Annotated in this window: 13 protein-coding genes; 4 read left to right on the top strand and 9 right to left on the bottom strand. The window is 63.1% G+C overall.

Going from position 1 to position 13,100, the window contains the following annotated elements; genetic code table 11:
• Nucleotides 1-24: 24 nt before the first annotated feature.
• Nucleotides 25-945 (bottom strand): ParB/Srx family N-terminal domain-containing protein, encoded by a 921-nt coding sequence (locus PSH59_RS07655; RefSeq protein ID WP_305394716.1) that lies wholly within the window; start codon nt 943-945, stop codon nt 25-27.
• Nucleotides 946-1,046: 101 nt separating this feature from the next.
• On the opposite strand from PSH59_RS07655, the gene PSH59_RS07650 reads away from it, so the two are divergent.
• From PSH59_RS07650 to PSH59_RS07640, 3 genes are all read left to right on the top strand, one after another.
• The gene (locus PSH59_RS07650) at nt 1,047-1,421 is read left to right on the top strand and encodes a YajD family HNH nuclease (RefSeq protein WP_003172528.1); all 375 of its coding nucleotides are present in this window, start codon (nt 1,047-1,049) and stop codon (nt 1,419-1,421) included.
• A 97-nt stretch (nt 1,422-1,518) separates the two neighbouring features.
• On the top strand, nt 1,519-1,986 hold the full coding sequence (locus PSH59_RS07645) for an RNA methyltransferase (RefSeq protein WP_053136646.1): 468 nt from the start codon (nt 1,519-1,521) through the stop codon (nt 1,984-1,986).
• A gap of 68 nt (nt 1,987-2,054) precedes the next feature.
• Nucleotides 2,055-2,405, top strand: coding sequence for a DUF2892 domain-containing protein (locus tag PSH59_RS07640; protein WP_248076692.1), 351 nt, complete (start codon nt 2,055-2,057; stop codon nt 2,403-2,405).
• Between the two features lie 25 nt (nt 2,406-2,430).
• Here PSH59_RS07640 and PSH59_RS07635 read toward each other — a convergent pair whose 3' ends face one another.
• A complete protein-coding gene (locus PSH59_RS07635) occupies nt 2,431-3,651 on the bottom strand; it encodes a hypothetical protein (protein WP_305394715.1) in 1,221 nt (406 codons plus the stop codon).
• 13 nt (nt 3,652-3,664) lie between these two features.
• The gene (locus PSH59_RS07630; protein ID WP_124399843.1) at nt 3,665-4,114 is read right to left on the bottom strand and encodes a YcgN family cysteine cluster protein; all 450 of its coding nucleotides are present in this window, start codon (nt 4,112-4,114) and stop codon (nt 3,665-3,667) included.
• Between the two features lie 153 nt (nt 4,115-4,267).
• Here PSH59_RS07630 and PSH59_RS07625 point away from each other — a divergent pair, with 153 nt between their 5' ends.
• The gene (locus PSH59_RS07625) at nt 4,268-4,852 is read left to right on the top strand and encodes a nitroreductase family protein (RefSeq protein ID WP_305394714.1); all 585 of its coding nucleotides are present in this window, start codon (nt 4,268-4,270) and stop codon (nt 4,850-4,852) included.
• Between the two features lie 45 nt (nt 4,853-4,897).
• Here the strand turns inward: PSH59_RS07625 and PSH59_RS07620 are convergent, their stop codons facing one another.
• The 6 genes from PSH59_RS07620 to PSH59_RS07595 all read right to left on the bottom strand — a co-directional run bounded on the left by PSH59_RS07620 (nt 4,898) and on the right by PSH59_RS07595 (nt 12,926).
• Nucleotides 4,898-8,134: a hypothetical protein gene (locus tag PSH59_RS07620; protein ID WP_305394713.1), complete on the bottom strand. Its 3,237-nt coding sequence runs from the start codon at nt 8,132-8,134 to the stop codon at nt 4,898-4,900.
• 145 nt (nt 8,135-8,279) lie between these two features.
• Complete coding sequence (locus PSH59_RS07615) at nt 8,280-9,212, bottom strand: D-2-hydroxyacid dehydrogenase (protein ID WP_305394712.1); 933 nt, start codon at nt 9,210-9,212, stop codon at nt 8,280-8,282.
• A gap of 107 nt (nt 9,213-9,319) precedes the next feature.
• Nucleotides 9,320-9,613: a YcgL domain-containing protein gene (locus PSH59_RS07610; RefSeq protein WP_248076700.1), complete on the bottom strand. Its 294-nt coding sequence runs from the start codon at nt 9,611-9,613 to the stop codon at nt 9,320-9,322.
• Entirely contained in the window at nt 9,610-10,743 is a 1,134-nt protein-coding gene (gene rnd / locus PSH59_RS07605; protein ID WP_248076701.1) for a ribonuclease D, read from the bottom strand. The genes PSH59_RS07610 and rnd overlap by 4 nt, the downstream gene beginning before the upstream one ends.
• A 122-nt stretch (nt 10,744-10,865) precedes the next feature.
• Nucleotides 10,866-11,465 carry a class I SAM-dependent methyltransferase gene (locus PSH59_RS07600; RefSeq protein ID WP_305394711.1) on the bottom strand — a complete coding sequence of 200 codons (600 nt, stop codon included), beginning with the start codon at nt 11,463-11,465 and terminating at the stop codon, nt 10,866-10,868.
• Nucleotides 11,466-11,555: 90 nt separating this feature from the next.
• Nucleotides 11,556-12,926, bottom strand: a complete 1,371-nt coding sequence (locus PSH59_RS07595; RefSeq protein ID WP_305394710.1) for a glutamine synthetase family protein — start codon at nt 12,924-12,926, stop codon at nt 11,556-11,558.
• Nucleotides 12,927-13,100 lie beyond the last annotated feature (174 nt).

Below are 13,100 nucleotides of genomic sequence, written 5' to 3'. Positions count from 1 at the left end.
CTCCAGGCCCCGGATCAGATCGCGTCAGTTGCGGGATTTGCGGTAGTCGATCACGTACGGCACTTTTTTGTCGAAGGTCTTTTCCAGCTCACTGTGGTCCAGTTGGGTCATGCCGCCCAGTTGATGGGCGCTGAAACCACTGTCGCCCACCGGTGCGCCCGGCGCCAGGCTGACCATGTGCCTGGCGACCGCTTCAATCGCAGCCTTGTAGCCACTTTTCTTGTTGAGGTTGTACGCCCCAAGGTCGATCTGGGTGCGCAGCCAGTTACCCCAGTAAAACTCCAGAAACTCCGGCGCAATGTCCCCTCCCTCCGGCTTGCCATAGGCGGCCTTGCGCGTGAAATACACCAGGCTGCGCAAGGTGTCGTCCTGCAGGTTCTTGAACCCCAGGTGGGCCGGCAGTTGCGCGGGCGGCAGGGTCTGGCCCCGGTTGTCCTTGAGCCAGACCTTGCGGGCAGCCTGCATGCGCTGCCAGAAGGTGGCAAGGTCCGGGCTGTTGCTGAAGTCATCGGTGACTTTGACCCACATCTTCAACTGCGGGCCGGCGCCGGGGGTTTCCCACAGGGTGGTGAAGCTGTGATGACCGTCGGTCAGGTACAACTGGCCGCCGGGGCCGACCACTACGGTTTTCATGTCTTCTGGGTGCGTGCCCACCGGGTCCTGGCAGGTGAAGCTGGAAGGCTGGCGCAGATCAGCGTGTTTGGGCACCTTGTCGGCAGCGCCCTGGCCATTGGTTTCGCAGTACTCATCGAAGGCTTTGGCCGGTTTCTCGGCGAACAGGCCGAGGCTGTAGTAGATCTGGTCAAAACCCACCACCGCCTGGGTCGGGTGCAATTGTTCGAGGGTGACCTCGATCACCTGCCCGGGCCCGGGTGTGGAAAACGCCTGGGCTTGAGTCGCCAGGGCGCCGACGAGCAGTGCAGCGGTCCATGTGTACCAACGCATAGGTTTCGGATCCTTGTGAAATGAATGAAGCGATACTACAAACGTGCGCCGACGGCTAGAATCAACGCTATCCGTGAACCACCAAACAGCCAGGAGCCATGATGAGCTCGACCAACCCGCCCTCCCACACCGCCAAGCTGGACCGCATCCTCGCCGATGCCCAGCGCGACCGGGAAATGGGCTACCGCGACAAAGCCCTGAAAATGTACCCCCACGTGTGCGGCCGCTGCGCCCGTGAATTCGCCGGCAAGCGCTTGAGCGAACTCACCGTACACCACCGCAACCACAACCATGATGACAACCCCCAGGACGGTTCCAACTGGGAATTGCTGTGCCTGTATTGCCACGACAACGAACACTCGCGCTACACCGACCAACAGTACTTCGGCGAAGGCTCCACCAGCAGCCCGACCATTGCCAAGGCCACGCACAACCCGTTCGCGGCGTTGGCGGGGTTGATGAAAAAAGACAGCTGAAAGCCGCACGTTGAAAGCTGCAAGAAAAAGCCACTCGGCTTTTAACTTGCAGCTTGCCGCTTATAGCTATAATGCTGCCTTTTTTGAAGGCACCTCCGTGGGCAATAAACGCTACAGCTGCATCGGTCTGTATAACCCCAAATCCCCGGAAAACGTCGGTTCGGTCATGCGTGCCGCCGGCTGCTACGGCGTGGCCTCGGTGTTCTACACCGGCGTGCGTTACGAGCGCGCGCGGGATTTCATCACCGATACCAAGAAAGTCCACCACGACATTCCGCTGATCGGCATCGACGACCTGAAAAAAATCCTGCCCCTGGGCTGCATTCCGGTCGCGGTGGAACTGGTCGAAGGCGCCCGCCCGCTGCCCGAATACACCCACCCCGACCGCGCGCTGTATATCTTTGGCCCCGAAGACGGCTCCCTGGATAAAGACATTCGTGACTGGTGCGAAGACGTGGTGTACATCCCCACCACCGGGTGCATGAACCTCGCCGCCACCGTCAACGTGGTGCTCTACGACCGCCTGGCCAAGGGCAATAACACCCGCTCGGGCCCCAAGTACTGATTTTTTGGGAACATCCGGCGCCTGCGGGCAGTCAGCTATTTACACTTGCCCTTGTTGGAGACTGAATCATGAGCGACAGCAAAACCGTGCGACCTGTCATCGAACACACCCCGTTCCAGAGCCAACCCACGCAGAACGTGCACGGCTGGGAACGCATCGGCTCGGTGGCCGGTGGCGTGATGATGGTGGGCAAAGGCCTGCGCCGGGGCGGGATTTTCGGTTTGATTCAGGTGGCGATCGGCGGTGTGGCGCTGGCACGCGGGTTTACCGGTCACAGCACACTTAAAGACAAGCTGGAACAGGGTCGCCAGGAAATGAACAGCGTGCGCACCAAGATCGAACGCGCGGGCCTGGAGTTGAAGAACCTCAAGACCCAGGCGGAAGTGGCCGCCGAAAAAGCCGTGAAGACCCCGAGCTGATCCCGGCGCTTTTCCAGCGTTTGGCTCAGCGCAGCAGTTTGCTGTCGAGCACCACCGACGGCTCGCCGATGATGCTGTCGGCGAGCTGTACAAACGCCTTGGTGGTGATGCTGTCGGCGCGCATCACCGCCTGCGCCAGATCATCGATCGAGCGCTTGTTGTGGGTTTTCACGCGGATCTCGCGGTCCAGCTCCTGCATCACCACCACCGCCCGCGACACGGTTGCGCCGCTGACGTGCTCGCCGCGCAGGGTGGTCACGTCCTTGCCTTCCTTGATCAACTGCGCCTGAATCGTCTGATAGCGCTCATCGGTAATGCCGCCGGCGCGACGCAGCAGTTCGATGGCGTAGTACTCGCCCAACCCTTCGCTGATCCAGTCACTGGTGTCGTGGTCGTTGAAACGGCCAATCGCCTGCACCACTTCACGAATCAACGGGCTGCCGCCGTTTTCGCTGACCAGCGGCGTGCGGCTGTTAAGGTAGATCGAATCTCGCGCCGAAAACGCGCCACGGCGCATCGGGTCGCTGGCTCCCACCACCAGCAACTTGCTCGGATGGCGCGGGAATGCGGCTTCCACTTGCGGCCAGACGAACGTCAGCAATGTCAGTACATCCATACGGCGCATGGCCTGGCCTTTGGGCGAGGCCACAGTGACTTCGGTTTCGCCCAGGCGCACGCGACGGCTGCCGAGGGTGCCGGCGAGCATCCAGCCGGTGGGCCGGTCGAACAGGCGTGACACGTTGTCGATACGAAATTTTTGCTTGCCGATGCGCGGCCAGGCGGTTTCGACGCTTTTCCAGCCGGCTGGCAATTCAAAGACCAAACGCGAGACCAGCTCAACGCCGTCCTGTTGATCGAGGCGCGCGGCGGGCACCAGCTCTTCGCCCCGAAACAATGCCCAACTCGGGGTCATCCGCGCTTCATACGTGCCCGGCCTGCGCATCTGGGTCAGGCGCACGCGGTAGGTCAGGCTGGCCTTGTCGGCACTGGGTTGCCACACACCCCGATGGCCGCTGACCTTCCACTGGCCGTCGGCCTTGAAGTCGCTGTAGCTCGCGTCGGGGCCCAGGTCGAAGTCCAGGCTGCGCACCGCCGCGCCCTGGGACAGGCTCACGCGCACTTCTGCCTGCTCGCTCAGGGGCAACAGCTTGACGTGATAGTCCAGGTCGACTTTCTTCGCGCACCATGCCGGCAGACTCAGCGCCATCAGCACCAGGCCCGCGGCCAGCCGGGTTCCCCGCCTCATACACACTCCTCTCTCAGCCCGCGCGGAAGATCAGGTAATCCTCCCAGTCGTCTTCGGGCACGCTGCCTTCGCTGAGCATGCGCCCGGACTGGGAAATGCGTTCATGGTGCACGGCGTCACGGTCGCCGCAGACCAGGTGATGCCACAACGGCAAGTCCTTGCGCTCACTGACCAAGCGGTAGCCGCAGGTCGGCGGCAGCCATTTGAACTGGTCGGCCTGCCCCGGCGTGAGCTGGATGCAGTCCGGCACCGAGGCGCGGCGGTTGGGGTAATCGGTGCACTGGCAGGTTTTGAGGTCGAGCAGTTTGCAGGCAATTCGCGTGTAATAGACGCTGTTGTCCTCTTCGTCCTCAAGCTTTTGCAGGCAGCACAGGCCACAGCCGTCGCACAACGATTCCCACTCCTCCTGGTCGAGTTGTTCAAGGGTTTTGCGTATCCAGAAAGGTTCGACTTTGGCGGCCATGGCTCTACATCAGTATCGGTAGGTTAAAAGGCCGCCAGTCTAGTACCCACGGCGCCTGGAACCAAGCGCTTGCGACCTGCGGTGTTGCAAGACTTGTCAGTCTGGCGGGCGCGCAGTAGTTTTGAGCACCGCATTGACGCTCAGGAACTGCCCATGACACGTGTTGCCGACTATCCGATCCACCCGCAATTCACCGACCGCTGGTCGCCTCGTGCCTTTACCGGCGAGAACATCCCGCAGGACACCCTGCTGAGTTTCTTTGAGGCCGCACGCTGGGCGCCGTCGGCATACAACTCGCAACCCTGGCGTTTTCTGTACGCGCGTCGCGACACGCCGGACTGGGAACGTTTCCTGGGCCTGCTCAATGAATTCAACCGTGGGTGGGCGCAACATGCGTCGGCCCTGGTGATCATCGCGTCGAAAACCGACTTCGTCGCCCCCGGCGCCACCGAAGAAACCCCGGCGCTGTGGCACACCTTCGACACCGGTTCCGCCTGGGGCCACCTGGCGCTGCAAGCCAGCCTCAGCGGCTGGTACACCCACGGCATGGCCGGTTTCGATCAGGCGTTGACGCGCAAAGAGCTGAAAATACCGGAAGGCTATGCCCTGCATGCCGCCGTGGCGATCGGCAAGCTGGGTGACAAGTCGACCTTGCCGGAGTACCTGCAAGGTCGTGAAATGCCGAGCCCACGCAAGCCGCTGAGCGAGCTGGTGTCGGAAGGCGATTTCAGCCTGTAAACCGCCAGTGGGCACCCTGCCGTTGGATGACGGCAGGGTCCGGCGTCAAGGCTGCGGGGCAATCAGCGCGGCGAAGTCCTTGCGCAATTTCGCGGCGTGGCGCTGGTACACGTCGATCACGCCCTCCACCATGAACTCACCGGGCATGCCGTTCATATCGACCGGGTAGACCTTGTTGTCTTTCTGCGAGTACATGAAGTTCTTCAGTTGCAGGTCATTGTGGTAAATGTCCTTGGCTTCCATTTGCGCCAGGGCGTCGTCCAGCAACGGGCGCACCGAGGGCGGCAGGCTGCCCTTTTCGAACTTGCTCAGGTCCACGCCATCGATCTTGCCCATTTTTATGTATTTGCGGCCCTCCTCCACGCGCAGCTCGGCAAAGCCTTCGCCGTAGTATTTGTTGAGGTTGACCACCTCCATGTCCCGGCGGCCTTCGGCGCTCGTCCAGCGCGTAGGTCCGAAGTCCTTGTAGACGCTTTTTCCGTCAAGACTTTCATAAACAGTGCCCTCGGCGCCTGCGCCAATCTCACGTCCAAGGTCAGCTTTGACCGACACGGGCTCGACCACGTCCGCGGCGGCCGGAAGGTGAGTCAATTGGCCATCCACCGCACGGGCGCCCGGCGTGAAGTCGTCCATCGGGCGCCCATAGAGGCGCATGGTTTGCGTATCCAGCGGATACCATTGGCCGCTGTGCAGCACGGCACCGCCTTCCACCTGCTCCCCGGCGACCTTGAACGTGCCCGTTGCCGCCTCGCCATGGGTTTTGCTGGCAGCCTTGAGTAAGTCATAGCGACCCGCCGCGCCGCGCAGTTGGTTGAATTGCCGGGTTACCCTGGCCGCCGCATGGCGGGCACCGCGCAGTGCCGACCTGGCGCCGCCAGCCAGCAGATCGCCCATACCGCTCAAGGGGTTAAAGGCCTCGACCAGGGTGGCCCCGACAAACCTCGCCGCCTTGGCCGCGTGGCGCGCCGTCGACAGTGCTGCGCCGAGCACTTTGCCGGCGTGCGCCGCTTTGCCCGCGCCAAGGGTAAGCAGCCCGACGGCGTCCACCGCGAGGTCGAACACGCCCTGGCCAACGTTGCCCTTCTTGAAATTGACGATGGCCGAGCGCAACGGGATGAGGTTCAGGAAAAACTGGCCGATCGCTTCGTTTCGGGCACTGTCCTGGTCATAGGACGTGATACCCCGCGCCTCTTTCAACAGGTCGTCGTTCTTCAGGTCCAGCGACTTCACGAACAGGTCGGCAATCGCCTGACTGCGCGGGGAGTTGAAGCTGTCGGGCAACGCCGCGCCCTGCGCTTGTTCGACAAAACGCTGCGCCAGGCCAGGCGCAGGCTCGAACACCACGGTCCGGGCGAGGATGTTCGCCTCGCGTGTCTGCAGCTTGTCGTCGGTATAGGGCGCTGTGCGGCGGCGCAACAGGTAGTTTTCTTTCTCGATGGTGCCCCGGCGCGTGTCGAGGGTGTAGAGGTTGACCTGCCCATTGCGCGTTGCCTTGATCTCCAGGGTATGGCCCCTGACATGCAGGGCCGGCGGGGTGAACAGATCGCCGGCAATTTTGTATTGGTTGGTATGGAAGAACTCCAGCTTGCCGAACTCCAGGTTCTTGCGGTCTTCCAACGGCAGTGTGGCGATCAACTGCCTGACCTTGCCCTGGTGCCCCTCTTCCTGGGCGCGGATAGCCCCGTCGAAGGCGCTCTTGAACGCGTCGGCCACCCCCAGCTTGCCCCTTTCGTAAAGGCTGCAAAATGCAGTGATGGGAAGGCGGCTGTCGTTACTGACCCAATGTTCCTCGGCCTTCAGCTTGCCGCCCTCCATGACGATGTCCAGCATCGACCGCGCGCCCGGATGCAGCCCTGGCCGTCCCGTTTTGAGCCTGGCTTTCTGAATGCTTTTGACCTCGAAAAGGCGAGGATCCAGATCAGGAAAGGCCGCCGAGAGCTGGGCCAGCGCCAACGCCCTACGGCTCGGAATTTGCGTTTGCAGCAAGGTAGTGGTGGTTTTCAGGGCGCTGAGCTGATGGTTGTACGCGGCCCGCACACGCTCCATCTCGGTCACCGAGGGCGTCTCGGCAGCGCTGCGCAGCACGCCGTTGACGACGCCCCAGTCCCGGAGTGCGTCATGGTTGATCGCCTGGCCCAGGGCTGGGTCGCTCTTGAGCTGCTCGGCGGCCAGCAGGATCTGCGCATAGCCCATGGCGAGCGTACGGCCAGGGGTCTGCGCTTCGATCCTGGCCACCGCCATCGCCAGTTGCGCCCACATCACGCTGCCATAGGTCACACCGGCCGGGAGGTCTTTGACCAGATACTGCGGTGCCGTCCGCGCCAGCAGCAGGTACGCCCCCAGCCTGGCGGTGCGTGCGCTGACCCGGCCTTGCTCAAGTAAATGCTTGCCCAACCCGTCAATCACCGCCGAGGCCGGTTGCCCCCAGTATTGACTGCTCGCCAGATCGAACCCGGCAATGTGATTGCGCGTGGGGGCCGCCTGATCGTGGGGATCGAGGCCCAGGTGCAGGGCGGTCAACACATAGTCGTCGCCCGCGCCGGGTGTCGGCACGCCGCCCAGCCGGGTCTGAAGCACTTCGCCCAACGCCTGGGCCTTGGGCGAAGCGAGCAATTTCTCCAGGGCGAGCATTGGGTCCGCGAGGTCGGCGTCGGACACCGAACTGCCGCTGAGCAGGTAGCCCAGGGTGCCGGTGCCGCCTTCGGGCAGCGGCAGCCCCGGCACCTGGCGGGTGCTGCTGTGCAAGAAATTGACGAGGCTGTCCTGGTCCTGGCCGGGCATCGCCAGTGGCCAACCCAACGCGCCGCTGAAATTGCCCAGGGGGTGAATCTGCGCCTGCCTGGCGGTTGAGTCCTTGAGGTCGATCAACGCCTCCAGGGTCGTGGGCGGCGTCAGGCCCCAGCCGCGCAGATAAGCGTCCAGGCTGATCAACCGGTTGGCGGGTAAAGGCGGTTGCGGGGGATAGGACGAGTCTTCGCACACGTACATCAGCGTGCTTTTAAGGCGCGCGGCCAGCGTCGCTTCCATCTGCGCCCTGACCGCTGGCAAGGACGACGACGCCTCGGCACGTACCTGTGCGGGGAGCGTCTGCACGATGTGCTGGAGCCGGTCGACCAGAGTCCGTCGGTTGCACTGGTCGCCCAACGCCGTTTTCAACGCCGATATCTGGCGGGGTGCAGGCGAGTCGCTGGCGACGGACCTGGGCGTTTCGTCAAGCGGGGTGAGCGAATGGGGAAGCGCCAAAGGGCGCATATAAAGCGGGGGCGCAATGAGAGAGGTCATGAGCGTGCCTGTCCTTAGTCAAATGAATGTCCTTCAAGGCGCCTGTGCAGACGCCTTGCGGGCACTGGGTGGAACGACCGGGCAAGGCAGTTCCAACTTGACTATGAGGCGATGTGTATCGGCGCCCGGTTGCCGGGCGCCCACCTCAGTAACCGCGTTCGAAGCTCACTTCGCCGCGCAAGGCATGCCCGGCTTGATAGGCGCGCACGTTTTGCACAAATAACTCCACCATCATCGACGGCGAGGTCGGTGCCGAGCTGTGACCGGTCAGCAGCAGGCCCCACGCGGTCCAGAACGGATGACGCTGAGGCAAAGGTTCCTGGCGGCACACATCAATCACCGCGCCGGCCAGGTGCCCTTCTTTCAAGGCCTCCACGAGATCGGCATCCACCACTGCCACGCCGCGCCCGACGTTGATAAACAGGCCGGTGGGCTTGAACTGCTTGAACAGCGCCGCGTCGTACAGGTCATGGGTATTGGGTGTGTTGGGCAGCAGATTGATCACATAGTCGACTTCCCCCACCAACCGACCCAGTTGATCGAGCCCGGCCACTTCGATAAACGGCGCTTGCTCACGTGCGGTACTGGCGATGCCATACAGCTTGACGCCAAACGGCACGAGGAACTCGGCGACGCTCTGGCCGATGTCACCGGTGCCGACGATCAGCGCCTTGCGCCCCGCCAGGCTTTGGCCGGTGCGGTTGTCCCACTTGCGCTCGACCTGGCTGACCAGCCGCGCCAGCACTTCACGTTCGTGGCCCAGCATGTAGGTGAGGACAAACTCGGCCATGACCTGGCCGTAAATACCCACCGCGCGGGTCAGGCGGTAGTCGCGGGGCAAGCCTTCGGCCAACAGCGGCGTGATGCCGGCCCAGGTCGATTGCAGCCACTGCGGGCTGTGGCCCTGGCGCAACAGGGTGGCCAGCAGGTCCGGTTGGCCCAGCCATACCGGGCAATCGGCGGCCAGGCGTGACAGCTCGGCCGAGTCGCCGCTGGTCAGTACTTCAAGGTCGGGAGCGGCTTCTTTGAGCAGTTGGGCGTAGAGCGGGTGATCCTGTTCAGCAATCAGAACACGCATGGTTCAAACCTTTCAAAAACAGTGCAGACGGCCGCCCGCTTCCTTACGGCCACCGCCCGCCAATACGATTTCATTGAAGCAGGTGCCCCAGGCAGGGCACCGGTCGCTTACATCGGGTCGTTGCGACGCAGCAGCTCTTCGGGCAAGTGCTCGATGTACTCGTCCTCGGCCGGCGGCATTTGCAGGTGATAGCCCTGGGTGTCGAGGTTTTCCAGGACCACCACGATGTCTTCGCGCGACAGCTTGCGCTCGGGCGTGAGCACCATATCGAATGCGTGGTGCGGCTTGCCGAAGGCAGCCATCAAGGGCTCCGGCACGCGCTCCAGGGCATCGCTTTTGAGCACGTAGAGGTACATGCCGTCTTTTTTCAGGCTGCGATAGATGGAGCAAATACGTTTCAAGGCTGTTCTCCGGCAGTGGCCAGGCTGTCGAGCAGCGCCTGGCCCATCAACTCGCGGCGCCAGCCACGCAGCGAGTCTGGCAATTGGTAAGGCCCATCGGGGTAGCCACTTTTGACCAGGGCTTCGAGGGTTTTCTTGCGCAGCATCAGCTCCGGCGCCATGTCCAGGCGCTCGGCGAACGTCTGGCCCAGGGCGCGCAGTTGCTTGATCAGCGCCGCGGCGTCCACCGGCAGCGGCTCAGCCACGGCCGGCGGCCATTGGTCCATGGGCACGCTGGCGGCACGTTTGATCAGGTCCAGCAGGAACTGGCCATCCTGACGCACGGTGCGCGGGTGCATGTCTTCGATCTTGCCCAGGGCGGCGAGGTTGTCCGGCTGCGATTTGGCCAGCGGCCACAACGAGTGCTCGCGCACGATACGGTTACGCGGCAGGTCGCGGGCGCGGGCTTGCTGTTCGCGCCAGGCGCACAGTTCACGCAGCACCGCGAGTTGCGCGCGGGACAGTTTCCACGCCAGCTTGGCGTCGCGGTACACCTCGTAAGGGTCGATTTCGCGGCGCAGGTTGGCCACCAGTTCGGCGCCGTCCTCCAGCACCCAGGCGTATTTGTCGTCACTCAGTTGCGGGCGAAGACGGATGTAGACCTCGGCCAAATGCACCGCGTCTTCGGCGGCATAGCTGATTTGCGTCTCGGACAATGGCCGCTGCAGCCAGTCCGAGCGGGTCTCGCCCTTGGGCAATTCGATGTCGAGCACCGCTTGCACCAGGCGCGAATAGCCCATGGAGAACCCGAGGTTCAAGTACGCCGCCGCCAATTGGGTGTCGAACAACGGCACCGGCAGGCTGCCGGTCAGGCGCAGCAAGACTTCGAGGTCTTCACTGCAGGCGTGCACCACCTTGATCACGGCCGGGTTTTCCAGCAGCGCAGCCAGCGGTTGCCAGTTGTCGATGGTCAGGGGGTCGATCAGGTAAGCGCGTACGCCATCACCGATCTGGATCAGCCCGGCAATGGGATAAAAGGTGTCGACCCGCATGAATTCGGTGTCGAGGGCGACGAATGGCAACTGCTGCCATTCGGCGCAGTGCTGGCCGAGGCTATCGTTGTCGCAGATCCAGTGAATATCGATGGCCACACGGCTCTCCCTTGAAGAATGGCGCGCAGTATATATCGCGAACGGGGCTAGCGAGCATCCGCAGTGCACAGGCAACCATGAAAACTCAGACAGGAGGCGAGGAATAGTCCGACAGGCGGGCGTTATCCTCTCTTACGCAGAACATAGACCCGCCACAGCGCGGAGCCCGGAATGAATTCCTGATGATTCAGGACCTTGAAGCCCGCCTGGCGAAACTCGTCCTCCACCGCCGTGCGCGAGTTGACCGAGACGATCACCGTGTCGCGGCTGACCCGGTGAAACTCGCGCAGCAACGCCAGCCGCCCTTCACCGCTGGGGACATGGCGAAACAACTCCAGGCAGAAGATGCAGTCGACCGCATTCGCCGACAAGCCGATATCAAACGCAGAGCCCTGGAAGGTCTTGACCCGTTTGAGCAGTGCCGCCGGGTGGTGGGTACGGGCGTGATCGAGCATGGCCTGGGAATTGTCCGAGGCCAGGATCACGCGGTTGATATGCTCGGCCAACACCGGCCAGAACCGCCCCGACCCGCAGGCCAGGTCCAGGATCAGGCCCGGCTCGCCGGCGACTTTCAACGCCTGGCGCACCAACCATTCGTCGCGCCACGACGCCAGACGGCGACGCAGCCCAGGCGGGCGCGTGTCGCCGCAGACCCTGGCGTGTTCACGGTCACAGCGTTCGGCGTATTCGATCTCGATAGACGATGGAGGTTGTGGCGACATCATGGGCTCATAGGGGGTAAACGACCTTGGTTGGCAGCTTAACCACCCCAACGTGAAAAAAAGGTAGAAGCCTTCCCCCCTTCAATCGACTCAGGCCTGATGCAGGTACCAACGCCAATCCTGCTCACCCACCTGGCCCATGAACTGACGGTACTCGGCGCGCTTCACCGCCAGGTACACCCCAAGAAACTCACTGCCGAACGTCTCACGGGCCCAGTTCGAAGCTTCCAGCGCGCGCAACGTGGTGAGCCAATCGGTGGGCAGTAATTGCTTGGCCTGGGCGTAGCCGTTGCCTTCGACCGGGGCGCCGGGGTCGCGCTGTTCGCGAATGCCCCGGTGGATGCCGGCAAGGATCGCGGCGGCGGCCAGGTAGGGGTTGGCGTCCGCACCACAGATGCGGTGTTCGATATGCCGGGAATGGGCCGGGCCACCGGGCACGCGCAGGCTGACGGTACGGTTGTCCACGCCCCAGGTGGCCGCCAACGGCGCATAGCTGTTGGTTTGGAAGCGCCGATAAGAGTTGGCGTTGGGGCAGAACATCAACAGCGAGTCGAGCAACGTGCTGAGCATGCCGCCCACCGCATGGCGCAACAGCGGTGTACCGTCGCCGGCCTCGCTGGCGAACAGGTTGTTGCCGTGGGCATCGGCCAGGCTCACGTGCATATGCATGCCGGTGCCCGCCAGGTCATCGAATGGCTTGGCCATAAAGCAGGCAGTCATTGCGTGTTTATGCGCCACGCCCTTGACCAGCCGCTTGTAGCGCACCGCTTCGTCCATGGCTTGCAGGGCGTCGGCGCGATGCTCCAGGGTGATTTCCACCTGGCCTGGGGCGTATTCCGAGATCGCCGTGCGCGCGGGGATGCCCTGCAGTTTGCAGGCGCTGTAGAGGTCGGCGAGGAACGGTTCGATCTGCTCCAGTTCGCGCAGGCCGTAGACCTGGGTCGCGCGCGGGCGGCCGCCATCCACGTCCCGCGCCGGTTGCGGGCGCCCGTTGCTGTCGGGTTTCTGGTCCAGCAGGTAAAACTCAAGCTCAGCGGCCATCACCGGGAAATAGCCGTCGGCCTTGAGCCCATCGATGACCCTGGCGAGCAAATGCCGGGGGTCGGCCACGGTGGCGGGCAGGCCTTCGGTGGGGTGCATGCTGACCTGCACCGCCGCCGTCGGGATCAGGCGCCACGGCATACGCTGCAGACTGCCGCTGATCGGGTAGGCGCGGCAGTCAATATCGCCGACCTCCCAGACCAGCCCGGAGTTTTCCACGTCATCGCCATTGATGGTCAGGCCGAGGATGGTGCTGGGCAACGGGCGGCCGCTTTCATACAGCGCCAACAGCTCATCGCGGTGCAGCAACTTGCCGCGTGGTACGCCGTTATTGTCGAGGATAAACAGCTCGAACATCTCGATGTCCGGGTGTTGCTCAAGAAACGACTGGGCTTCGTGCAGGCTGGCAAAAACACTCATAGGGGGTCTCATACGTTTGCTTCAGGCAGGCGCGCAGGCGCCGCCGGGCAGATGCGCACAGGTGCGCGTCATCCATGGAGTCGATCAACGTAGGAGAGAGGTATCTGGCGGGCGCGCGTGCCGACAGTGAAACAGCGCCCAGAACGCCAGCGTGGACGGCAGTGTCGCAAGGTG

The organism is Pseudomonas sp. FP2309 (assembly GCF_030687575.1).
In the GTDB taxonomy this organism is placed as follows: Bacteria; Pseudomonadota; Gammaproteobacteria; order Pseudomonadales; family Pseudomonadaceae; genus Aquipseudomonas.
This window is presented reverse-complemented; position numbering and strand designations above follow the sequence as displayed.

What these genes read in the sequence shown, in the direction of transcription:
- PSH59_RS07655 (WP_305394716.1), bottom strand. Translation starts at nt 945, where the DNA reads ATGCGTTGGTACACATGGACCGCTGCACTGCTCGTCGGCGCCCTGGCG.
- PSH59_RS07650 (WP_003172528.1), top strand. Translation starts at nt 1,047, where the DNA reads ATGAGCTCGACCAACCCGCCCTCCCACACCGCCAAGCTGGACCGCATC.
- PSH59_RS07640 (WP_248076692.1), top strand. Translation starts at nt 2,055, where the DNA reads ATGAGCGACAGCAAAACCGTGCGACCTGTCATCGAACACACCCCGTTC.
- PSH59_RS07635 (WP_305394715.1), bottom strand. Translation starts at nt 3,651, where the DNA reads ATGAGGCGGGGAACCCGGCTGGCCGCGGGCCTGGTGCTGATGGCGCTG.
- PSH59_RS07630 (WP_124399843.1), bottom strand. Translation starts at nt 4,114, where the DNA reads ATGGCCGCCAAAGTCGAACCTTTCTGGATACGCAAAACCCTTGAACAA.
- PSH59_RS07625 (WP_305394714.1), top strand. Translation starts at nt 4,268, where the DNA reads ATGACACGTGTTGCCGACTATCCGATCCACCCGCAATTCACCGACCGC.
- PSH59_RS07620 (WP_305394713.1), bottom strand. Translation starts at nt 8,134, where the DNA reads ATGACCTCTCTCATTGCGCCCCCGCTTTATATGCGCCCTTTGGCGCTT.
- PSH59_RS07615 (WP_305394712.1), bottom strand. Translation starts at nt 9,212, where the DNA reads ATGCGTGTTCTGATTGCTGAACAGGATCACCCGCTCTACGCCCAACTG.
- PSH59_RS07600 (WP_305394711.1), bottom strand. Translation starts at nt 11,465, where the DNA reads ATGTCGCCACAACCTCCATCGTCTATCGAGATCGAATACGCCGAACGC.
- PSH59_RS07595 (WP_305394710.1), bottom strand. Translation starts at nt 12,926, where the DNA reads ATGAGTGTTTTTGCCAGCCTGCACGAAGCCCAGTCGTTTCTTGAGCAA.